Origin of the sequence: Novosphingobium kaempferiae (assembly GCF_021227995.1) — a bacterium.
In the GTDB taxonomy this organism is placed as follows: domain Bacteria; phylum Pseudomonadota; class Alphaproteobacteria; order Sphingomonadales; family Sphingomonadaceae; genus Novosphingobium; species Novosphingobium kaempferiae.
In genome coordinates, this window is sequence record NZ_CP089301.1 from 1,091,455 (window position 1) to 1,112,873 (window position 21,419).

Consider the following 21,419-nt stretch of genomic DNA (forward strand, 5'->3'; position numbering starts at 1 on the left):
TCGGTTTCCCCGCATCGAAAATCGAGAGGGCCGGCGTGAAAGCGCCGGCCCTTTTCGTTTGCGGAACCACGCGGAACCACCTTGGCCGTTCGCGACTTTCTCCGCGACTATGGTTCCACGGGGCGTTCCACGCATGACCTTCCGCCGCATCGCGCTGCTTGCCCTCGCGGGCACGCTGTCGCTCACCGCCTGCAAGCGCGAACGCAGCGAGCCCCCGCCCCGCGCCAACGATGCGATCAAGGTCGATCCGCAGGCCTCGCTCATCACTGTTCCGGTCCATGCCGATCTTGGCAATCTGGCCGCCGCGCTGGAACGGCAGGTGCCGCGCACGCTCTGGACCATCGACAAGCCCGGCCAGACCTGCGTGAAGTCGAAGAGCGTCGACCTCGGCCTGACGCGCCTGAAGACGCCCGAACTCAAGTGTCGCATCGTTGGCGAAGTCACGCGCGGGCCCATGACCTTCGCAGGCAAGGGCAAGGAAATCCGCCTGACCATGCCGCTCCACGCCGTCCTGCGCGCGGAGGACATCGGCGGCATGCTCAAGCAGGAGACCGCGACCGCCGACGCCATGGCCCACGCCATCGTGCGCATCACCCTGGCCGACGACTGGACCCCGCGCGGCACGGTGGACATCCACTACGACTGGACGAACACCCCGCACATGGAATTCCTCGGCCAGCGCGTCGACTTCACCGAGCAGGCCGAACGCAAGCTGGCGCCGATCATCGCCCGCCTCGAACGCGACCTGCCGGGCGAGCTCGGCAAGCTGCAGGTGCGCCGACAGGTGGAGCATGCCTGGTCCTCCGCCTTCACCACGTTCTCGCTCAACCGCGACAATCCGCCGGTCTGGATGCGCGTGAAGCCCACCGAACTGCAGTACGGCGGCTACGAACTCGACGGCAAGCACATGCTGCTGCGTCTCGGCGTCAAGGCGACGACCAAGACGTTCGTCGGCAAGCGCCCGCAGGATCCGACGCCTACGCCGCTGCCCCCCGTCAGGCCGCTGGCGACGGACGCAGGCAAGCTCGCCTTCTTCATCCCCGTCATCGCCGACTATCGCGAGCTTGAGCCGGTGCTGACCAAAGCCCTGCACAAGCGTTCCGCCCAGCCCTTCATGGTCCCCGGCGTCGGCCCGGTCCGCGCGCAGTTCCACAAGGTCGACATCTACGGCACCACCGGCGGGCGCATCGCCGTGGGCGTCACCTTCACCGCCCGCGACGACGCGAAGCGGCTCGGCGCGACCAAGGGCACGGTCTGGATGACCGGCGTTCCCGTCAATGCCGAGAACTCGCGCCGCATCGGCTTCGAGAACTTCGAGGTCAGCGGCACTACCGACATGCGCGGCGGCGACCTGATCCTGCAGCTTGCCAACACCGCGGGCCTGAGCACCACCATCGCCGCCGCGCTCGCGCAGAATTTCGAGAAGGACTACGGCGAACTCCTGAGCAAGATCGACCGCGCGATCGAGGACAAGCGCGAGGGCGATCTCGTCATCAGCGCCGAGGTTACGCGCACGCGCACCGGGCGGATCAGGGCGGCGGGGCAAGGGCTCTACCTGCCGGTCTGGGCCGACGGGACGGCCTCGATCACGGTCGCCCGATGAAGTCGGAAACGGACATCATCACACGGCGGCAACAAACCGGACGCAATTCCTCCCTAACTCCGATTGCACAATCATTGTGCATTACTGCCTAATTTTTAGGCATATTATGGGAGATGTCATGAGCCTGATCGCCCTCGCCGCCTTCGCCGCTGCCGCCACCGCCGCACCGGTCCACAGCGTCGACCTCGACCATCGCGGCAGCACCTACAAGGTCGATTACCGCGCGAAGGTGGAGACCAGCGCGCGCACCATCGGCATCGCCCCGTCCACCCGCCCGAGCACGCAGCGCTGCGTCATGACCGCCACCGTATCGGTAGAGCGCGTCATCGCCGACGGCGGCCATGCCCTGACCGCCGCGCTGCCGGCCAAGGAAACCTACACCCGCCAGCTTCCCGGCGACTGCCGTGGCCGCGACGGCCAGCTCGCCAAGCTGGTCGACGACAAGGCCGGTGCGATCCGCACGCACGTCGCCCAGGCGGCGCTCGACGACCGCCAGCATGCACTCGCCGCAATCGATGCCGCCCACCACCTTGCGGCGAACTGACGCAGCGGCCACAAGACCCTGATGTTGAAGCATATCCTTTCGGCCGCCGCGGCTTGCGGCGGCCTTCTCGTTTCCGTGGGGGCAGCGGCCCAGTCCGCCCCCACGATCTCCCTCGAAGCCGAAACCGACCACCGCGAGCACGGCCTGAGCTGGAGCGACGGCAAGGCCGCCTTCGGCGCCAGCGCCTCGATCCCCGTCACCTACGACCTCGCGGTGGACCTCGACGCGGTGACGCTGCGCGACAGCGCCCGCCACGGCGGCGCCGACATGGGCCTCAAGGTGGCGCCGCGCTACACCGTCCACAGCGCGGGCTGGGATCTCAGCGCGGGCCTGCGCGGCAATGTCTTCGTCGGCCGTTCGGGCACCAGCTATGTCGAACTGACCGGCGAAGTCGCGCGCACGCTCGGCCCGGCGCAACTCGTCGTCGGCGCCGCCTTCGCCCCCGCGCAGGACGCCATCGGCGGCAGCAACCTCTATCTCGACGCCCAGCTTTCGGCGAGCATTCCGGGCACGCCACTGACGCTCTACGGCGGGGTCGGCCACACCAGCGGTTCCTCGCGCGACGACGCCCGCGTGGCGCGCCTGCGGCCGGGCGGCGACTACCTCGACCACCATGTCGGCGCGGAATACACCGAAGCGAACTTCGCAGCGGGCCTGCGCTATTCCGGCACCTCCATCGGTGCGGACGAGGTGGACCGGACTTCGCCATGGACCGACCGGCACTATGGTTCGCGCGTGATGGCCTACTTCCGCTTCACGCCCTGACTATTGCGGCAACGCCTCCTGTCCGGCGCGCCCTCTCCGATTGACCAGATGCGCCCCCTGCGGCTCAACTGGCAGGAGAGGGCCGCACGACACGGGAGAGCATCATGAAGGCAGTCTGGTACACCGAGAACGGCGGCCCCGAGGTCATGACCTGGGGCGAACAGCCCGAGCCGGAACTCGGCCCCAAGACCGTGCTCATCCGCGTCGAGGTGATCTCGATCGAGGGCGGCGACCTTCTCAACCGCATCCACACGCCGCCGTCCCGCACGCCGTTCATACCCGGTTATCAGGCGGCGGGCACGGTCGAGGCGGTCGGGGCCGAAGTCAGCCGCTTCGCGCCGGGTGACAAGGTCGTCGGCTTCAACTGGAACGGCAGCCATGCCGAACTGTTCGCGGTGCCCGAGACCTATGCCTATCCGGTGCCGGAGGGCATGGACATGGCGCTGGCGGCGGTCGTGCCGATCGCCTTCGGCACCGCCTACGACGCGCTGTTCACTTATGGCGGGCTGACTGCGGACGAGACGGTGCTGGTGCAGGGCGCGGCGGGCGGCGTCGGCCTCGCCGCCGTGCAACTGGCCGCAAGGGTCGGCGCGACGGTGATCGGCACCGCGTCGAGCCCGGATCGCCTTGCCCGCGTGGAAGCCTTCGGCCTGACCCACGGCATCGACTATCGGCGCGAGGACATCGCGGCCCGCTGCAAGGAGATCACGGCGCGCAAGGGCGTGGACATCGTGCTCGACCTCGCGGGCGGCAAAGGCAAGGACGCGCTGGTCGAGGCGCTGCGCGGCCATGGCCGCTACGCCGTGGTCGGCGCGGCAGAAGGCTCCCTGCCCAGCTTCGGGTTCTTCGAACTGATCCGCAAGGCGATGCAGGTGACAGGCATCTCCTTCGGCCGTGACATGCACACCCCCCGCGTCCATGCGCTGCTGGCGGACCTCTTCGCCAGGGTCCACGCGGGCGACCTCGTCATGCCGATCGAGCGCGAGTTCGCTTTGGCGGATGCGGTAGAGGCGCATCGCTTCGTGGCGGAAGGGCATCCGTTCGGCCGGGTAGTGATGCGGCCCTGAGCCCGACCCACCCGTCATTGCGAGCGGCGAAGCCGCGCGGCAATCCAGCGCCGTGCGCCGGTCTGGATTGCTTCGCTGCGCTCGCAATGACGAAAGAAGGGCGGCGGACTCCGACGCTCAGATCGACTTCGGGTAGACCGGCCTCACGTCCACCGGCAGCGTGCCCATCCCGGCGATGGCGGCTTCCGCATCGGCGTCGAGCTTCGCCCACTGCGCCATGAAGACCTTGGTGCCCTCGTAGTCGCCCTTGGCCTGCAGCATCAGCATGTCGTGCAGCAGCGCCTTCAAGCCCGCCTCCATCTTCGCATCGTCCACGACGTAGCGCTTCGTAGCGGCATCGTAGGTGAACGCGCCCTTCTCGCGCAGGTAGGCGTACTGGAGTGCGGCGCCCTTGCCGTGCGCCTCCACCGCGCCGAAGCGGACCGCGCGGAAGATGCCCGCGAAGTAGGTCGCGAACAGTTGCGGACGCTCGGCCGCGGGCAGTTCGCCCTTGTCCATCATCAGCAGGATGTTCCACACGCCCGCGACATCGGCCTTGGCCTCCTCCAGCGCGGAGTTCTGCTCCTTCAGCGCCTTGTCGACGGTGGTCTTCTCGCCGTTCACGGTGATCGAGCCGGGTCCGAGGCTGTGCGAGAGTTCGTGGAACAGCGTCTCGTACTGCATGTACTTCTTGGCGACGAGCGCGGCCTGGTCGGGCTTGAGCACCATGGCGCCCATCGGCTGCAGGATGCGGTCGAACTTGGCGCCGAGCACGTTGGAGAGGATCACCTTCTTTGCGCCCTTGGCCTCGCGCACGCGTTCGTCGTTGGGGAGGTTGAAGGCGATGGTCTGCGGCCCCGGCACGTTGTCGCCGCCGCCGCGCACCTGCTCGGCCACGGCGATGGGGCTTTCGAAGCCGCGCTGGAAGTTCTTGTAGCCCTCGTCGATCGGGAGGTTGGCCTCCATGTCCTTGAGGTAGTGCTTGTACTTGGCGAGCGCCGCCGATTCCTCGGGATCCTTGAGCGTCACGAAGCTCTCGAACGAGGTCTTCGCGCCCATCAGGCGATCGGTGTAGACCTCGTAAGGCCCGATCGCCACCTCGATGGGCGTGCCGGTCAGGTCCATCCAGGCCAGTTCGCTCTCGTAGTAGTCATCGGTGCGGAAGGCCTTGGCGCGCAGCGTCAGGAATGTCTTGAGGCTGGCGTTGCTGGTCCGCGCGGCGGCCTGTTCGAGCAGCTTGGCGGCAGGCTCCAGCCATTCGCGATAGGCAACAGAATACGGCACCGCGACCAGTTTCGCGCCGTCGCGACGCACCACGGTGTAGGCGCCCAGCAGCGCGGCCTTCTGATCCGGGTGGGCGGCGACGTACTTGTCGAGTTCCTCGCGCGTCATGTCCTCGGGATAGAAGCCCGCGCCCTCGGGCATCGGGGTCGTGCCCCAGAAGGGATGGAGGTCGGCCAGTTCGTCCCACGGGCCGAAGTTGCGCGCGAACATCTCCACCAGCAGGTCGCGGTCGGCACGGCGGTTCACCGAGACGGCGCGCTGGACTTCGGGGTTACGCTCGTAGCGCTGGCGGAGATAGATCTCGCTCATCAGGTCCGACGCCTTGATGAGCAGGTTCACCACGTCGCGCTCCTCGGCGCTGAGGAACTTGGTGTCGACCTCCATGGGGATGGTCGCGAGCTTCTCCTTCTGCGCGGCGAGGTCGTAGGGCTGTTCCGCGGCACTCGCGGGAGCGGCGGCGATGCAGGTCGCGCTCGCCAGCAGCAGGGCGGCGGAGGAGATGCGCTTGAAGGTGAGCATGGAGGCTGTCCGTTATGGTCTCGTTGCCCGCAACCTAGAACCGTGGGCGCTCGGCGCAAGCGCAACCATCGCCGGTCAGAGCGGATCGAACTCCAGGTGCAGGGCCCTGAGCGCGCGCAGGACGTAAGTCGGCTCGTACTCGAAGGTGCGCGCGCCTTCGGGGCCGTGGTGCTCCGGCGACAGGCGGATCGAGCCCATGCGCGCCAGCAGCCGCTCGATGCTCACCGCCACCTCGCGGCGGGCCAGCGGCGCACCGATGCAGGTGTGCGCGCCGCGCCCGAAGGCAAGGTGCTCCTTGATGCGCGGCCGGTTCATGTCGAACGTCGCCGGGTCCGGGAAGCGCGCGGGGTCGCGGTTGGCCGCCATGTGGCTCATCAGGATCGGCGTGCCCGCCTTGATCTCCACCCCGCCGAGCGTGGTGGTGCGGCTGCAGATGCGCCCCGCGCTCTTCACCGAGCCGTCGTAGCGCAGCAGTTCCTCGATGAAGTCAGGGATGCGCGCCGGATCGCGGCGCAGTTCGGCCTGGATGTCGGGGCGGGTGGCGATGACCTTGAAGCCGTTCGCGAGCAGCCGGTTGGTCGTGTCCTGCCCGGCCCCGAAGAGGAACGCCGCGAGGCCCGTCACATCGACCAGCGACGGCTTCGAACCGTCCGGATAAGTCGCCTTCGCGAGATCGTTGAGGATGTCCTCCTGTGCCAGCAGCGCGCGCAGAGGACGCATCAGCGCATGGTTGGCGAGGCGGCGGCGGGCGATGAGGCCGAATAGATCCTTCCCCACCGGCACCAGCGGGTTCTTCATCATCTCCTCGTGCGTGGCGTCCATCGGCACCGGGATCGCCCCTTCCAACAGGCCCCGGAACTTCGCCCGCGTGTTCTCGGACAGGCCGAGCAGGTCGGAGATCACCAGCGCGCCGTAAGGGCTGCCGTACTGGCGGACGATATCGACGCGGCCGTCCTTGTGGAACTCGTCGATCAGCCCCTCGGCCGTAGCGGCGAGTTGCGGCTGCAGTTGCTTCAGGCGGCTCGGCGTGAACAGGCGCGAGAGGATCGAGCGCAGGTCCGCATGGCGGCTGCCCTGCTCGCAGACGATCTGGTCGGCGAAGGCGATCTGCCTGCGATGCGCCTCAAGCTCCGCGCCGATATCGTCGCCTTCGGGCGTGAAGGGTAGTTCGACCATGCCCCCGGTGACGGCGTTGATCTCGGAGAAGTGCTCGGTGTCGAGCAGCAGTTGCACCGTCTCCTCGTACCCGACGACGGCTACGGCCCCGCGATGCGGCAGGCGCACGACCGGCCCCTGCGCGCGCAGGTGGTCGAAATAGGCATGGGGATCGTCCACCAGCGAGACGTCGGTGTACCAGTCGGCCTGCTCGTAGGACACGCGCGTTCTCCCGTATTTTATGATCCTTTGTGTATCGTATTTTGATGATGGGTCAAGGCGGCTCCAGCGTGCTAGGGCTCGGCGATGATACCGACCGCCCCTGCCCTGCCGCCCGCGCTCGACCTGATCGGCATCGCCGTCTTCGCCCTCACCGGAGCGCTGGCGGCGGCGCGGTTGCAGCAGACTTTCGTGACGGTCGCCTTCTTCGCGCTCATCACGGGCGTCGGTGGCGGGTCGCTGCGTGACCTGCTGATCGGCGCGCCGGTGTTCTGGGTGCATGACCCGCTGGTGGCGCCGGTCTGCCTTGCCGTCGCGCTGGTGGCATGGTTCACGCCAGTCCGCTGGTGGCAGGGGCATCTGCTGGAGTGGGCGGACGCGCTGGGCCTCGCGGTCTATGCGGTGTTCGGCACGATCAAGGCGCTGCACTGGGGCGTGCCGCCGGTTCCGGCGATGCTGATGGGCGTCGTCACCGGCTGCATCGGCGGCATCGTGCGCGACGTGCTGGCGGGCCAGCCCTCGATCCTCATGCGGCCCGAACTGTACGTGACCGCCGCCGCGCTCGCTTCCGGAGTGGCGGCGGGCGGCATCGCGCTCGGCCTGTCACCCGCGCTGACATGGGCGCTCGCGGTCGTCGCCGGGTTCGGATTGCGCGGGGCGGCGATCTACTGGTCGCTCGGCCTGCCCCCTCATCCCGGCGACCACCCGGGCGGGGAGTGACCTCAGGCGACCTTGAGCCGCCGCCGCATCGCCGCCTCGTCCATCATCGGCGTGCCCCGCAACTGGCCGAGGCGCACACCGGTGCAGGTCATCTTGAAGTGGGTGAACTCCTCGTACCACTCAAGCCCCGCCGCAGACTTGCCGCTGACGTCCTCCCACAAGGCGATGGTCTCCGCGCGCGTACCCATGCCGTCGAGGTAAGCGCCGTGGCTGGAACTGCGGCCGTGCATCGTCTCGGACAGCGTGCAGAACCACGCGAGGTCGTGCAGCGCGCCGCCGAGCGAGGGCTGCTCCCAGTCCATAACGGCGACCACGCGGAAGTCGTCCCCGAACATCATGTTGCCGATCCGCGCATCGCCCCAGACGATGCCCTCGGGATCATGAGCCGGCCAGGCCGCTTCCAGACGCGCGAGCGCATCGCGCAGCACCGGCTGCGGAGCCACTTCCTCCAGCCAGGCCGTGAAGCGCTGGTACTTGTCCCACTCCTGCGCCAGCCCGCGCTGCGCCGCGCCCTTGCCCGCGAGGAACGGGGCCTTCTCCACCGGTACGCGCTGGATCGCGGCAAGCTGCTCGACCGCGCTCCGCCACACCACCCGCCGCTGCTCGGGCGAGGCGTCGTGCAGCCAGCCCTCGCGCGCATAAGGCGGGATCGAGACCGGCACGCGGCCCCGCTTCTTCTCCATGACGAAGAACGCATTGCCGAGGATCGACGGATCCTCCTCGAACCATAGCGGCTTCGCGACGCGCACGGTGCCTTCGTCCGACATCAGCTTCATGATGGCGTGCTGCTCGTCGAAGAGGTTGTCGGGGAACACCGTGAAGCTCTTCGGCTTGATGCGCACCACGCAGCCCTGCGCATGCACGCGTCCGCCCTCGCTCCAGTGCGCGTCGAACAGCACCGTCTCGTGGCTCTGCCCGGCTCCGCGCGGATAGGCGAGGTTGTTCACGGTGATGCCGGTCGCGCCCGGCAGCCTGCCCGAAAGCCAGTGCTCCAGGCGACCGGCAAGGTCATCAAGATCCCGCGTTTCCGGAGCGACGATAACGTCCGACAAAGCCTCTCTCCCGCCCTGCGATGCCGTGAGTTCGGAATCGCGAATTTCTTTTCTCCATATTTGATATGCCGACGTCAAGGCACGGTCAAGCGAAGCGCGAAGCGCCCCGGCGGGATTTCAGCACTGGAGAGGGGTCGGCGTCAGTCGCTCTCGCCGCGACCGGCAAGGAAGCCCGAGATTCGCTCGCACGCCTCGGCAAGGCGGCCGCCTGCTTCGGAGACTGACGTGCCGGTCATCGCGCCGTGGAACCCGGCCATGACCAGCGCCATCATCACGCGATTGCGGCTGTCGTAGATCGGCGCCATCAGCGCCACCAGCGGATAGACGCGCTGCGGATCGGCATCGACCAGCGGCACGACCGGCGGATCCTCGGTGCCGACGCGCACGCCCGCTTCGCCTTCCTCGCTGCCGGGACGGCGCAGGAGCGCGACGTAGCCCTTGCTGCGCACGAATTCGAGCCCGGCGCGGAACTGGCCAAGCTGCTCCTCGCCCAGCGGCGGGTCCGCGCGCGAGACCCAGGCGTCGGCATCGCGGGTCGAACGGGCGAAGAACGTCATCGCCTGGATCCAGCGCAACGGCATCCGCGTGCCCAGCGGCACCGGATAGCCGATGTGGCTGAGCGACGCCGCGCGCTCGCGCAGGTGGATCACGTCGCCTTCGAGGAAGTAGGCCCCGCACACCACGTCGAAATCGTCGGCCAGGCTGCGCATCTCGGGCTGCGCGACCTGCAGCGGCGAGAAGTGCGCCGCCGCCGTCCGCCCGATGGCGGCGAGCGCCGGACCCAGCACGTAAGTCTTGTCGGTGGTGCGATAGAGATAGCCGACGTCGACGAGACCGGTCAGCAGCGCATGGCAGGTCGCCCGGCTCAGCTTCAGGGCGCGCACCAGATCGGTCAGCGCAAACGCCTGTCCCGGATGGTCGGCGATGAAATTGAGGATGGCCGCCACGCGGGCGACACCGGGGGAGGAACGCGACATGGCAGCTTTCGATATTTCGAACGCTACCGGCCTATTGGCAAATCGCCCGGTTCGTCAATAGACACGATTGTTCATTAAGGCGAACTTCACGCCCGGCCGAGCCGCTCTTCCATCATGCGCGCCAGATCGCGCCGCGCCACCTTGTTGGAGTGGAGCAGCGGAACTTCCTCCCGCCCCAGAGCCACATAGGCGCGCGGCACCTTGTAGCCGGAGAGGCGCCGCTTCAGTTCGGCCTCCACCGCCGCGAAGTCGAGATCCACGCCCTCGCGCGCGATCACCGCCGCGACCAGCAGTGCGCCGCGTTCGCGGTCCGGAATGCCGACCACGAAGGCGCTGTGTACGCCGTCGAGCGATTGCAGTTCCATCTCCACTTCCGCCGGGGACACGTTGGAGCCGGACACCTTTATCATGTCCCCGCCGCGCGCGACGAAGTGGATGCGCCTTCCCTGTGGCCGGTCCTCGACCAGACACATGTCGCCGGTGCGGTAATAGCCGTCCGGCGTGTAGTGCTCGGCCCGGTCGATCTTGTGCAGCCCGCTCGCCACCGGATAGCCGCGCACCTGCATCTCGCCGACCTCGCCACTGGCCACGGGGCGGTTGTCGGCATCGGCGATGCGGATCTCGTAGCCGGGGCCGAAGTGGTCCATCGGCGCGCAGACCGGACGCCCGGGCGCGCGAAAATCGTCGCCCCAGGAATAGGGGCCGAGCGTCTCGCTCATGCCGAGGCCCCACCACGGCTTCGGCCCGCGCATCGCGGCAAGATCCTCCGCCAGCACCGATCCCATGGCGAAGCGGCTGTTGGACAAGGTGCGCTCGGTGCAGACCACGGTGGCCCCCGCTTCGAGGCCGGGGACGAGGTACATCATCAGCCCGCCGACCCAGAACATGGGCAGGATGCAGGCGACGCGCTTGCCGGGGACATGCCCCATCATCTCGCGCATGGTGTGGCTGCGGAAGCAGACCGGGCCATGCGCGTGGCGCACGCCCTTGGGCAGCGCCATGGAGCCGGAGGTGTAGATCTCTACCATCTGATCGGTCGGGTGGACTTCGGCCTCGACCTCGCGAAGCAGGTCTTCGCCGATGGTCGCCGCCGGGTCGGTCAGGAACGTGAGCGGAGCGATGGCGGAGGGCAGCCCCTCCCCATCGGAGACGATCCAGCGCAGGTACGGCACGCGCGCGAGCCGCAGCACGCCGCTCTCCTGCCCGCCCAGTTCCGGCAGGGCATCGAGCACGCGCTCCGGCAGATCCTTGCCCAGCATCGCGCGCTGGAGCACCAGCCCCTGCACGTCGGACTGGCGCAGGACGCGGACGAGTTCGTTGGCGCGGATCATCGTGCTGATCGGTACGGCCACCCCGCCGATCCGGCTCACCGCCGCGAGCATCACCGCGAACTCCGGCCCGTTGCCGTGGATGAACCCGACGCGCGCGCCCTTGCCGATCCCGCGCGCCAGAAGGCCGCGCGCCAGAAGCGCGGAACGCTCGTCCAGTTCGCGATAAGTGACGCTGGACAGGACGTTGCCGTCATCCTCCAGCGTCACTGCCGTCGCATCGCCGTAAGCTGCGGCGATGGCGCGGACGAACTGGGCGAAAGTGCCGGCCTCGCCGGGCTGCATCGCCGCCGTCGCGGGGGCCGGATCACCGACGCATGCTGCTGGTGTGCTCACTCTTCCCGGCTCCTCTCTCGCCGTCATCCATGCGAACCTATCTGTTCGCTATTTCAAACGATGAGTCGATATTCCGGAAAATCAATTCGAGCGCAACGCTGGAGCGCCGCAGCGCCCCGATACCGCGTCGGCGTTCAGATCATGCCCTGCCCGTCGACCGCCATCGAGCGGACATGGCCGGTCTCGTCGATGCTGCACGCGAAGGGCCGACCGTCCTGCAGGCGACCCTCGACGCTGTAGCGCTCGCCCATGCGACGCACCGATTCGACCGAGTCGACGCGCTTGTCCCCACGCTCAAGCTCGGCCGAGCACGCGTCCACCGCGCTGCCGAGCGAGCCCTGCGTGGCGGCGGGGTCGCCGGGATAGGAACCCACGTCGCGCTCGCCGGGGACGCCGCTACCCGGAGCATCGGGGGCGTCGCCGTAACCGGCATCGTCCTCGCCCTGCCCGGCAGGACCGCCGGGGTACCGATAGGGTGCGGGGTCGTCGTCGCGCTTGTCCGCCTTGGACTTGCTCACCGCGCTCGCGATCGCCGCGACCCCGCCGATGACCAGCAGGCCCGCAAGCACATCGCCGCCGTCGATCCCGCCGCCGCCACGGTAATGGCGATGACGGCGCCAGTCGTCGTGACCGCGCGCGAGCACGGGCGTCGCAGCGATCGAGAACACCGCGAGCGCGGCAAGGGAGGCGGCGGCACGAGAGCGGAAAGTCTGCATCGGGGAAGTGACCCTAATCGGCGCGCACGGTTCGCGCCGCCCAGGACATCGGATGTACGCGGATCAAGCTGTCGTGTGCATGAACCGTGGCGCTCAGGCAGGTGTCAGGGCACGCTAGGTGCCGTTCTGTCACCCGAATGCGCAAGCGTGGTGTCCGTGGGCAGCCTGAGGCCCGTCCACTGGGCAAGGAAGGCGAGGATGTCCGCCCCCTCCCCGATCGCCTTTTCGGTGGGCTTGCCCGAACCATGCCCGGCCCGCGTCTCGATGCGGATCAGCCGCGGTTTTGCCCCGAGATCGGCATGCTGGAGCGCGGCGGCGTACTTGAACGAATGCGCCGGCACGACGCGGTCGTCCGTATCCGCGGTGGTCACGAGAATGGCGGGATACTGCGCCCCTTCGCGGATATTGTGATAAGGCGAATAGGCCCGCAGCACCCGGAAATCGTCCTCCCGGTCCGGGTAGCCATAGTCGTCGGTCCAGTAGCGCCCGGCCGTGAACCGATCGAACCGCAGCATGTCCATCACCCCCACCTGCGCCACGGCAGCCGCGAACAAATCGGGCCGCTGGTTCACCACCGCACCCACCAGCAACCCGCCGTTGGACCCTCCCTGAATGGCAAGGCCGTCCTTCGCGGCGATCCCCTCGTCGACGAGGAATTCCCCCGCAGCGATGAAGTCGTCGAAGACGTTCTGCTTGTTCGCGCGACGGCCCGCATCGTGCCATTCGCGCCCGAATTCGCCCCCGCCGCGCAGGTTGGCGAGCGCAAAAGCGCCGCCCGCGTCCAGCCACGCCATGCGCGTCGCCGAGAAACCCGGCGTCAGCGAGACGTCGAACCCGCCGTAGCCGTAGAGCAGCGTCGGCACCGGCTGCCTGGCTTTCGCCACCGCCCGGCTGCGCACGATGAACATCGGCACGCGGGTGCCGTCCTTGGAGGTGAAGAACCGTTGCTCGACCACGTAGGCGCCCGGATCGTAGCACAGCTTCGGCGTCGCGAAGGGCGTCGCCGCGCCGGTCGCCATATCCATGCGATAGATCGACGCGGGGCAGTTGAAGCTGGTGAACGAATAGAATGTCTCGGGATCGCCGGGTCGCCCCCGGAAGCCGGAGGCGGTGCCGATGCCGTTCAAGGTCAGCGTCTTGGCCGTGCTACCGTCGAGCGCCAGAACCTCGGCGTGGCTGGCGCCATCGCGCATGTAGTTGAGCACGAGCCGGTCCCCGACGATGCCCGCGCGTTCGAGGGTATCCGCACGCTCGCCGACCAGTTCGGTCCACTGCGGCCGCGCTGCGTCGAGATTGATCGCGACCAGACGATAGCGCGGCGCATCGCGATTGGTCACATACCAGAGCCTGCGCCCGGCTCCCTCGACCAGCTTCCAGTCGTCGGTGAAGCCCTCGACCAGCGGCAGCGCCTTCCAGCCTTCGCGCCTGCGCTTCGCCAGGTCGATCACGCGCACCTCATAGCGTGCGTCGGTGCTGATGTGGCTGGTGATGATGGCGAGCCGCCCGTCCTGCGTCACCTCGGCCACATGCCCGTATTCCGGGTGCTCCGGCGTGGCGTAGACAAGTTCGTCAGCATCCTGCGGCGTGCCGAGGCGGTGGAAGTAGATCGCCTGATCGTAGTTCAGCGACCGGAACGCGCCGCCCTCACCCGGCGCGGGAAAGCGCGAGTAGAGGAAGCCTTCCTCACCCACCCAAGCGAGGCTGGTGAACTTCGCCCAGCGGACCTCGTCCGCCAGCGGCTTACCCGTGCGCACGTCGAGCACGCGCAGGATCCGCCAGTCGCTGCCGCCGTCCTGCACGCTGTAAAGCAGGTGCCTGCCGTCCTGCGAGGGCTTCCAGGCATCGAGCGCGGTTGCCCCATCCGTTGCCCAGCCGTTGGGATCCAGCAGCAGCCTGGGCTCGCCCTTCAAGCCCTTGCGCACGAAGAGCTGCCCCTGATTCTGCAGCCCGGTATTGCGGGTGTAGAAGTAGCTTCCGCCCGCCTTGGTTGGCAGCGAGAAGCGCTCGTAATCCATGAACTTGCGGATGTGGTTCTGGAAATAGGCCCGCTGCGGCAGGCCATCGAGATAGCCCTGCGTGACCGCGTTCTCACGCCCGACCCAGTCGGCAACCTCGGGCGCGCCACGCACGTCGTCCTCGAGCCAGCGGTAGGGGTCGGCGATCTCCTCGCCGAAGTGGTTCTCGACGACGGCATCGCGGCGGGTTTGCGGGTAGGTGATGTCAGGCAGCGGCGCAGCGTGAACGGGCGCCGCCGCAAGCAGCGGCAATAGCCCCATGAGCGCCCGCAGGCGGTGCATCCTCGTATCCTCCCGGCCCGACATCTTCCTCCCGGATCGTCCTAGCACACTGGAGCGGCGGGACAAAAAAGAAGCGGCCGCGAACCGGATGGCTCGCGACCGCTTCTTGCAATCCCGTCAGGGACGCCCGGCTTACGCCTCGGCGTATTCCTCGACTTCGTTGTTCACCGGACCCGAGTCCTGGCCCTTGGCGTCGACGTCGCGGTCAACCAGCTCGATGATCGCGATCGGAGCGGCGTCCGAGGCGCGGTAGCCGGCCTTGATGATGCGGGTGTAGCCACCCTCGCGACCGGCGAAACGCTCGGCGAGGACTTCGAACAGCTTCTTTTCCTGGGTCTCGTCCATCAGGCGGGCGTGCGCCAGACGACGGTTCGACAGGCCGCCATGCTTGGCGAGCGTGATCAGCTTCTCGACGTAGGGGCGCAGTTCCTTGGCCTTGGCCGTCGTGGTCTGGATCTGCTCGTGCTTGATGATAGCGGCTGCGAGGTTGCGCAGCAGGGCGGCGCGGTGGCCCGAGGTGCGCTGCAGCTTGCGCTGGCCATACTTGTGACGCATGTCTTCTTCCTTGGTTCGTCAGACAGCCGTTCAAGGTACTGCCTGCCGGGCGATGTGGTACGGCCACCGCCCAAAGCCGGTTCACTTGACTGTGAAGCGCTGCCCTCAAGACGATTTCCGGCCGAGAGTCAAGTCGAATATCGCGGAAATCGGCCAGTCAAACCCGTGTACTGAACGGCACCTAGCGCTACCTGAGCGTAACCACGCACGCACCAACCCGGCATAGAAAAAGGCCCCGCGATCACTCGCGAGGCCCTGTTCTTTTCGAAACCGGAAGGTCCGATCAGCCGAGCAGTTCCTGCTCGAGCTTCTTGGCCATCTCTTCGATGTTCTCGGGCGGCCAGCCCGGGATGTCCATGCCGAGGCGCAGACCCATCGAGGACAGAACTTCCTTGATCTCGTTGAGCGACTTGCGGCCGAAGTTCGGCGTGCGCAGCATCTCGGCTTCGGTCTTCTGGACCAGGTCGCCGATGTAGATGATGTTGTCGTTCTTGAGGCAGTTGGCCGAACGCACCGACAGTTCCAGCTCGTCCACCTTCTTGAGAAGGTAGCGGTTGAGCTGGTTGGTATCGCTCTCTTCCGAAGCAGCCGTACCGCCGACAGCCACGCCGATCATCGGCGAGGCGCCAACCGGGGCGATGTCCTCGAAGTGGACGAACAGCGCCAGTTGATCCTGCAGGATGCGCGCGGCATAGGCCACGGCGTCTTCAGGGGTCACGGTGCCGTCGGTCTCGACCGTCAGGTTGAGCTTGTCGAAATCGAGCTCCTGCCCGATGCGGGCGTTCTCGACCTTGTAGCTCACCTGGCGAACCGGCGAGTAGAGCGAGTCGACCGGGATCAGACCGATCGGCGCGTCGACCGGACGGTTCGACACGGCCGGGACGTAGCCCTTGCCCGAGTCGGCGGTCAGCTCCATGTTGAGCGTCGCACCTTCGTCGAGATGGCAGATCACGAGGTCCTTGTTCATGACCTCGATGTCACCGGTGACGGCGATGTCGCCGGCGGTGACGGCTGCCGGACCGGTTGCAGAAAGCTGGAGGCGCTTCGGACCGTCGCCCTGCATCTTGAGTGCGATCTGCTTGACGTTCAGGACGATGTCCGTGACGTCCTCACGCACGCCGGCGAGCGACGAGAATTCGTGGAGCACGTTCTCGATCTTGATCGAGGTGATCGCCGCACCCTGGAGGGAAGAGAGCAGCACGCGACGCAGCGCGTTGCCGAGCGTCAGGCCGAAACCGCGCTCGAGAGGTTCGGCGACGAAAGTCGCCTTCAGCTTGGGGTCTGGTCCCGGCTTGATCTCAAGGCTGTTCGGCTTCTTGAGTTCCTGCCAGTTCTTGATGTTGACAGTCATGGACTTCCCCTGGGAGTGATGGCGGTTGCGCCCCGAAGGCCTGGTGGAGAGGCCCGGGACGTTCCGAAGACGGGCGGCGACCGGTCACCGCCCGCATTAGCTCGATCAGACGCGGCGGCGCTTCGAGGGACGGACGCCGTTGTGCGGAATCGGCGTGACGTCGCGGATCGAGGTAATCGTGAAGCCGACGGCCTGGAGGGCGCGCAGTGCGCTCTCACGGCCCGAGCCGGGACCCTTGACTTCGACTTCGAGGGTGCGGACGCCGTGCTCGGCGGCCTTCTTTCCGGCATCGTCCGCGGCCACCTGAGCGGCATACGGAGTCGACTTGCGGCTGCCCTTGAAGCCCATCATGCCGGCCGAGGACCACGAGATCGCGTTGCCCTGGGCGTCGGTGATGGTCACCATGGTGTTGTTGAAGCTAGCATTCACGTGGGCGATGCCGCTCGTGATGTTCTTGCGCTCGCGGCGCTTAATGCGCTGAGGTTCGCGTGCCATGTTCGTGTATCCTGTCGATAAATCGCTAAGGGAAACCGAGGGGCGAAGATCGCCCCGTCAGGCTTACTTCTTCTTGCCGGCGATCGGCTTGGCCTTGCCCTTGCGGGTGCGCGCATTGGTGTGCGTGCGCTGGCCACGGACCGGAAGGCCCTTGCGATGACGCAGGCCACGGTAGCAGGCGAGGTCCATCAGGCGCTTGATGTTCATCGCGGTCTCGCGACGAAGGTCGCCTTCCACGGTGTGCTCGGCGTCGATGGTCTCACGGATCTGCAGGACTTCGGCGTCCGACAGGTCCTGCACGCGGCGGGTATGGTCGATGCCGAGCTTGTCGGCGATCTCGAGGGCCTTGGTGCGGCCGATACCATGAATGTAGGTGAGCGCGATGATCACGCGCTTATTGGTGGGGAGGTTGACCCCGGCAATACGAGCCACTTTAAATCTCCAGCTCCACAGGGGTGCAGGAATGCATCCCTATCTCAACGCGAAAACACTCATACAGATCAAACGCAAAAGGCCCGGCTGGCGTAATTCGCGATGCATTGAACACGCGATCTTGGCCTTCCGGACTTGGGTTTGGTGTCGAGTGAAGGGCGCGCTTAGAACGATTCGCGCAAGGAGTCAACGCCGACAGGGCGACATGCGGCGACAATACCCGCATGACCGGCACACCGATCGGTGGCTGTGCGCACTGCTTACCGCAAAACCGCATTGCAGTCAAAACCCCTCGTCGAGAGAGGCCCGGCCCCACGTCAGCGACCGATGATCTTTCCGGTATTCGCGGGAGGCTCCGGCGCGAGAGGCAAGACGTCGCCCTCTCCATTTACCGGCGGTTCCGGCTGCGCCTCGGGCTCTGCTACCGGCAGCGTCGCAGCGGCATCGGGCTCGATCGCGGGGAAAGCTTCGGCAAAAGCGCCGCCAAGCTTTCCGCTCAGCCGCTTCAACTGCTCGGCCAGAACGCCGTCGACGGCGGGGGCGAGCTTGTCGAACGGAGTACGCGCGTAGCCGCCGACCACGTATTCGAGCAGCATCTGCGTGCCGCCCTTGGCGTCAGGCTTCAACTGCACCGTCAGCGTCGCATTGACCGCTTCGGACTGCAGCGGCCCGAGCGAGCCCAGCATCCGCAGCGCGCGCGGCTTCTCGACGTAGATCACGCGCATGTGCTCCACGCTGCCGCGCGGAGCCGCCGTCTTTGACGAGGCGTTCGGCAGGATCTCGCAGAAGCAGCCCCCTGCCCGCGCGTCCAGCGAGAGGTTCGCCGCATCGCCGGACCAGGTATGTTCGGAATCCCACCAGACCGAGGGCTTGCCGAGGACAGCCCAGGCTTCCTCGGCGCTGGCGGAAAGCTGCACGACATGGCGGATGACGAAACCGTTGGCATCGACCCGCGCGACGTTCGCGCTTGCCGTCGCCGGAGCGAAGACGGCGACCAGAACGGCCGCCACGGATGCCAACAGCTTCATAGTACCGCGCCCCTGCGTCATCGAACCAGCCAAGGCCGCGTTGTGTCAGATCGGCCGTCCCGCGTCACCCCCGCCTGTGATCGGCGGAAGCAACGCTTGGAGAAGGTCAGCCCTTGAGGATCGCCTCGATCGCGCCGGTGACATCGTCCATCTCGGCCATGCCGTCGACCTTGGCGACGATGCCGCGCGCCTCATAGACCGGCAGGATCGGCGCGGTCTTGGCACGGTATTCGGCCATGCGCGTGCGCACGGTCTCGGCATTGTCGTCGGGACGGCGCTTGAATTCGTGCCCGCCGCACTTGTCGCAGGTGTTCTCGACCTTCGGCTTCTCGAACGTGTCGTGATAGCCCTTGCCGCAGGTGGCGCAGGTGAAGCGGCCGGTGATGCGCTCGACCAGCGCGTCCTCGTTCACTTCCAGCTCGATCACATGGTCGAGCTTGCGGCCACGCCCGGCGAGGATCGCGTCGAGCGATTCCGCCTGCGCTTCGGTGCGCGGATAGCCGTCGAAGATGGCGCCGGTGTCGGCGCCCATCGCGTCCAGTTCGTCGCCGATCAGCGCCGAGACGATCGCGTCAGAGACCAGCTCGCCACGCTCCATGACCGCCTTGGCTTCCAGTCCGGTCGGCGTCCCCGCCTTGACCGCCGCGCGCAGCATGTCGCCGGTCGAAAGCTGGCGCATGCCGTGCTTCTCGACCAGACGCTGGGCCTGGGTGCCCTTGCCCGCCCCCGGCGGCCCCAGAAGGATGATGTTCACGCCCTAAATCCCCCTCAGTTTATCGATAGTCGCATGCTTCGGCGTCCCGGCCGTCAGCGCATGCGGCCCTTCAGCTTGGCCTTCTTGATGAGGTCGCCGTACTGGTGCGCCAGCAGGTGCGACTGGATCTGCGTGATCGTATCCACGGTCACGTTGACGACGATCAGCAGACTCGTGCCACCCATGAACAGCAGCGGCAAGCCCGTCATCGACAGGAAGTACTCCGGAACCGTGCAGACGATGACCAGATAGGCAGCGCCGATCACGGTGATGCGCGTCAGCACATAGTCCAGATACGTCGCGGTGTTCTTGCCCGGACGGATGCCGGGGATGAAGCCGCCGTTCTTCTTCAGGTTCTCCGAGGTCTCCTCGGGATTGAAGACGACCGCGGTGTAGAAGAAGCAGAAGAACACGATGCCCGCTGCGTAGAGCAGCATGTAGAGCGGCTTGCCGTGGCCCAGGTACTGGTTGAGCGTGACCACGATCTTGCCCATCGTCGATTCCGGCGTCAGCGCCTTGCCGGCGAACTGGCTGATGGTCAGCGGCAGCAGCAGCAGCGAGCTGGCGAAGATCGGCGGGATGACGCCTGCGGTGTTGAGCTTGAGCGGCAGGTGGCTGCGGTCGGCCTGCATCATGCCGCGCTGGGTGGCACGCTTGGGATACTGGATCAGCAGGCGGCGCGTGGCGCGCTCGAAGAAGCAGATCATCAGGATCATCGCGATCACCAGCGCGATCAGCGCGATGATGAGGATCGAACCCGTGTCGCCCGCCGAGTAGGCTTGGCCGAGGTTGCTGGCGAACGTCGGCATCTGCGCGACGATGCCCGCCATGATGATGAGCGAGACGCCGTTGCCGATCCCGCGCGACGTGATCTGCTCACCCAGCCACAGCAGGAACATGGTGCCGCCGATCAGCGAGATCACCGCGCCGACGCGGAACATGATGCCCGGATCGACGACGGCGCCGAGGCCGCGCGAAGTCGACAGCGCCTCGAGGCCCGTCGCGATGGCGTAGCCCTGCACGATGCACAGCAGCACGGTGCCGTAGCGGGTGTACTGGTTGAGCTTCTTGCGCCCGGCCTCGCCCTCCTTCTTCAGCGCGACGAGCGCCGGATGGAGCGAGGCGGCGAGCTGCACCACGATCGAGGCGGTGATGTACGGCATCACGCCGAGCGCGATCAGGCTCATGCGCGAAAGCGAACCGCCCGAGAAGGTGTTGAACAGGTCGAGGATGCCGCCCTGCGTCTGCAGGTAGAGATCGCGCAGCGCAACCGGGTTGACGCCCGGCAGCGGCACGAAGCTCAGGAAGCGGAACACGATCAGCGCGCCGATGGTGAACCAGATGCGGTTCTTCAGCTCGGTGGCCTTGGAGAAGTTGGCCAGGCTGAGCGTGCTGGCGATGTTGTCGGCGCGTGAAGCCATGACGTTCTAGAAAGCCTCGAAGAATCTGATCGGACTCGCCCTTAGCGGCTCATGCCTGCCTTGTCGAACCCGGGAAGGAAACTGGCCATATAGACATTGGGACAAGGTCTGGAAGACCCGCCTGTCGATTCTTGGCGGCCATTACAGCAAGAGAGGGCGAAGCGCCCGGCGCCCGCCCTCTCGAATTTGCTGTCGCGTATCGCGCCGGAACTTAGGCCGCAGCCTCTTCCTTGGCGGGAACGATGACCGAGCCGCCGGCCTTCTCGACCGCAGCAACGGCCGAAGCCGAAGCGCCGGCGACGTTGAAGGTGACCTTGGCGGTCAGTTCACCCTTGGCGAGGAGACGCACGCCGTCCTTGCCGCCACGGGCGAGGCCGACGGCCTTGAGCGCCGCGTGATCGACCACACCGGTGATGTCCAGCTTGCCCGCGTCGATGAACTTCTGGATGAGGCCCAGGTTCACTTCCGCGAAGTCCTTGGCGAACTTCTTGTTGTTGAAACCGCGCTTCGGGAGGCGCATGTGGAGCGGCATCTGGCCGCCCTCGAAGCCGTTGATCGAAACGCCCGAGCGTGCCTTCGCACCCTTCTGGCCGCGGCCGGCGGTCTTGCCCTTGCCCGAGCCGATGCCACGGCCGACGCGCATGCGGCGGTGACGGGCGCCTGCGTTGTCACGGATGTCGTTCAGTTTCATGTTCTGCACTCGCTTTCGCTTTGAGTCGCGCTGATAGGAAGCGGCGCCCCTAGCGGATGAGTGAGCGGTTGTCACGGAAGATTCACGCAATCCTTGCGTGGACAACCTTTAGTTGAAACACAACGTCGTAT

The 21,419-nt window shown here is 66.9% G+C and carries 20 protein-coding genes; 5 read left to right on the forward strand and 15 right to left on the reverse strand.

Features of this window, described 5'->3' with window-relative positions:
• Window positions 1-133: 133 nt before the first annotated feature.
• The 4 genes from LO787_RS05020 to LO787_RS05035 all read left to right on the forward strand — a co-directional run bounded on the left by LO787_RS05020 (window position 134) and on the right by LO787_RS05035 (window position 3,979).
• The gene (locus tag LO787_RS05020) at window positions 134-1,603 is read left to right on the forward strand and encodes a DUF4403 family protein (protein ID WP_232494753.1); all 1,470 of its coding nucleotides are present in this window, start codon (window positions 134-136) and stop codon (window positions 1,601-1,603) included.
• Window positions 1,604-1,721: 118 nt separating this feature from the next.
• A complete protein-coding gene (locus LO787_RS05025; RefSeq protein WP_232494754.1) occupies window positions 1,722-2,147 on the forward strand; it encodes a hypothetical protein in 426 nt (141 codons plus the stop codon).
• Window positions 2,148-2,168: 21 nt separating this feature from the next.
• Window positions 2,169-2,912: a TorF family putative porin gene (locus tag LO787_RS05030; protein ID WP_232494755.1), complete on the forward strand. Its 744-nt coding sequence runs from the start codon at window positions 2,169-2,171 to the stop codon at window positions 2,910-2,912.
• A gap of 104 nt (window positions 2,913-3,016) precedes the next feature.
• Window positions 3,017-3,979: a quinone oxidoreductase family protein gene (locus LO787_RS05035; RefSeq protein ID WP_232494756.1), complete on the forward strand. Its 963-nt coding sequence runs from the start codon at window positions 3,017-3,019 to the stop codon at window positions 3,977-3,979.
• 117 nt (window positions 3,980-4,096) lie between these two features.
• Here LO787_RS05035 and LO787_RS05040 read toward each other — a convergent pair whose 3' ends face one another.
• Entirely contained in the window at window positions 4,097-5,761 is a 1,665-nt protein-coding gene (locus tag LO787_RS05040) for a dipeptidyl-peptidase 3 family protein (protein ID WP_232494757.1), read from the reverse strand.
• Between the two features lie 75 nt (window positions 5,762-5,836).
• On the reverse strand, window positions 5,837-7,138 hold the full coding sequence (locus tag LO787_RS05045) for a cytochrome P450 (protein ID WP_232494758.1): 1,302 nt from the start codon (window positions 7,136-7,138) through the stop codon (window positions 5,837-5,839).
• A gap of 84 nt (window positions 7,139-7,222) precedes the next feature.
• Between LO787_RS05045 and LO787_RS05050 the strand changes: the two genes are divergently transcribed.
• The gene (locus LO787_RS05050) at window positions 7,223-7,855 is read left to right on the forward strand and encodes a trimeric intracellular cation channel family protein (protein WP_232494759.1); all 633 of its coding nucleotides are present in this window, start codon (window positions 7,223-7,225) and stop codon (window positions 7,853-7,855) included.
• A 2-nt stretch (window positions 7,856-7,857) separates the two neighbouring features.
• On the opposite strand, the gene LO787_RS05055 is transcribed toward LO787_RS05050, so the two are convergent.
• The 13 genes from LO787_RS05055 to rplO all read right to left on the reverse strand — a co-directional run bounded on the left by LO787_RS05055 (window position 7,858) and on the right by rplO (window position 21,288).
• The gene (locus tag LO787_RS05055) at window positions 7,858-8,907 is read right to left on the reverse strand and encodes a phosphotransferase family protein (protein ID WP_232494760.1); all 1,050 of its coding nucleotides are present in this window, start codon (window positions 8,905-8,907) and stop codon (window positions 7,858-7,860) included.
• A gap of 140 nt (window positions 8,908-9,047) precedes the next feature.
• Window positions 9,048-9,884 carry an IclR family transcriptional regulator gene (locus LO787_RS05060; RefSeq protein WP_232494761.1) on the reverse strand — a complete coding sequence of 279 codons (837 nt, stop codon included), beginning with the start codon at window positions 9,882-9,884 and terminating at the stop codon, window positions 9,048-9,050.
• Between the two features lie 86 nt (window positions 9,885-9,970).
• On the reverse strand, window positions 9,971-11,548 hold the full coding sequence (locus LO787_RS05065; protein WP_232494762.1) for a class I adenylate-forming enzyme family protein: 1,578 nt from the start codon (window positions 11,546-11,548) through the stop codon (window positions 9,971-9,973).
• Between the two features lie 134 nt (window positions 11,549-11,682).
• Complete coding sequence (locus LO787_RS05070) at window positions 11,683-12,264, reverse strand: hypothetical protein (RefSeq protein ID WP_232494763.1); 582 nt, start codon at window positions 12,262-12,264, stop codon at window positions 11,683-11,685.
• A 104-nt stretch (window positions 12,265-12,368) separates the two neighbouring features.
• Entirely contained in the window at window positions 12,369-14,561 is a 2,193-nt protein-coding gene (locus tag LO787_RS05075; RefSeq protein WP_232494764.1) for a prolyl oligopeptidase family serine peptidase, read from the reverse strand.
• 132 nt (window positions 14,562-14,693) lie between these two features.
• Entirely contained in the window at window positions 14,694-15,116 is a 423-nt protein-coding gene (gene rplQ / locus LO787_RS05080) for a 50S ribosomal protein L17 (RefSeq protein WP_232494765.1), read from the reverse strand.
• A gap of 283 nt (window positions 15,117-15,399) precedes the next feature.
• Entirely contained in the window at window positions 15,400-16,467 is a 1,068-nt protein-coding gene (locus LO787_RS05085) for a DNA-directed RNA polymerase subunit alpha (RefSeq protein ID WP_232494766.1), read from the reverse strand.
• Window positions 16,468-16,572: 105 nt separating this feature from the next.
• The gene (rpsK, locus tag LO787_RS05090) at window positions 16,573-16,962 is read right to left on the reverse strand and encodes a 30S ribosomal protein S11 (RefSeq protein WP_007011846.1); all 390 of its coding nucleotides are present in this window, start codon (window positions 16,960-16,962) and stop codon (window positions 16,573-16,575) included.
• A 63-nt stretch (window positions 16,963-17,025) separates the two neighbouring features.
• Window positions 17,026-17,394, reverse strand: a complete 369-nt coding sequence (rpsM, locus tag LO787_RS05095; protein WP_232494767.1) for a 30S ribosomal protein S13 — start codon at window positions 17,392-17,394, stop codon at window positions 17,026-17,028.
• A gap of 317 nt (window positions 17,395-17,711) precedes the next feature.
• Window positions 17,712-18,422 (reverse strand): SRPBCC family protein, encoded by a 711-nt coding sequence (locus tag LO787_RS05100; protein WP_232494768.1) that lies wholly within the window; start codon window positions 18,420-18,422, stop codon window positions 17,712-17,714.
• Between the two features lie 106 nt (window positions 18,423-18,528).
• Window positions 18,529-19,176, reverse strand: coding sequence for an adenylate kinase (locus tag LO787_RS05105; protein ID WP_232494769.1), 648 nt, complete (start codon window positions 19,174-19,176; stop codon window positions 18,529-18,531).
• Between the two features lie 53 nt (window positions 19,177-19,229).
• Entirely contained in the window at window positions 19,230-20,597 is a 1,368-nt protein-coding gene (gene secY / locus LO787_RS05110) for a preprotein translocase subunit SecY (RefSeq protein WP_232494770.1), read from the reverse strand.
• A gap of 211 nt (window positions 20,598-20,808) precedes the next feature.
• A complete protein-coding gene (gene rplO / locus LO787_RS05115) occupies window positions 20,809-21,288 on the reverse strand; it encodes a 50S ribosomal protein L15 (RefSeq protein ID WP_232494771.1) in 480 nt (159 codons plus the stop codon).
• Window positions 21,289-21,419: the final 131 nt, after the last annotated feature.

Coding starts and splice junctions, on each gene's coding strand:
- LO787_RS05020 (WP_232494753.1), top strand. CDS start 134: ATGACCTTCCGCCGCATCGCGCTGCTTGCCCTCGCGGGCACGCTGTCG.
- LO787_RS05025 (WP_232494754.1), top strand. CDS start 1,722: ATGAGCCTGATCGCCCTCGCCGCCTTCGCCGCTGCCGCCACCGCCGCA.
- LO787_RS05030 (WP_232494755.1), top strand. CDS start 2,169: ATGTTGAAGCATATCCTTTCGGCCGCCGCGGCTTGCGGCGGCCTTCTC.
- LO787_RS05035 (WP_232494756.1), top strand. CDS start 3,017: ATGAAGGCAGTCTGGTACACCGAGAACGGCGGCCCCGAGGTCATGACC.
- LO787_RS05040 (WP_232494757.1), bottom strand. CDS start 5,761: ATGCTCACCTTCAAGCGCATCTCCTCCGCCGCCCTGCTGCTGGCGAGC.
- LO787_RS05050 (WP_232494759.1), top strand. CDS start 7,223: ATGATACCGACCGCCCCTGCCCTGCCGCCCGCGCTCGACCTGATCGGC.
- LO787_RS05060 (WP_232494761.1), bottom strand. CDS start 9,884: ATGTCGCGTTCCTCCCCCGGTGTCGCCCGCGTGGCGGCCATCCTCAAT.
- LO787_RS05070 (WP_232494763.1), bottom strand. CDS start 12,264: ATGCAGACTTTCCGCTCTCGTGCCGCCGCCTCCCTTGCCGCGCTCGCG.
- LO787_RS05075 (WP_232494764.1), bottom strand. CDS start 14,561: ATGCACCGCCTGCGGGCGCTCATGGGGCTATTGCCGCTGCTTGCGGCG.
- rplQ (WP_232494765.1), bottom strand. CDS start 15,116: ATGCGTCACAAGTATGGCCAGCGCAAGCTGCAGCGCACCTCGGGCCAC.
- LO787_RS05085 (WP_232494766.1), bottom strand. CDS start 16,467: ATGACTGTCAACATCAAGAACTGGCAGGAACTCAAGAAGCCGAACAGC.
- rpsK (WP_007011846.1), bottom strand. CDS start 16,962: ATGGCACGCGAACCTCAGCGCATTAAGCGCCGCGAGCGCAAGAACATC.
- LO787_RS05100 (WP_232494768.1), bottom strand. CDS start 18,422: ATGAAGCTGTTGGCATCCGTGGCGGCCGTTCTGGTCGCCGTCTTCGCT.
- secY (WP_232494770.1), bottom strand. CDS start 20,597: ATGGCTTCACGCGCCGACAACATCGCCAGCACGCTCAGCCTGGCCAAC.
- rplO (WP_232494771.1), bottom strand. CDS start 21,288: ATGAAACTGAACGACATCCGTGACAACGCAGGCGCCCGTCACCGCCGC.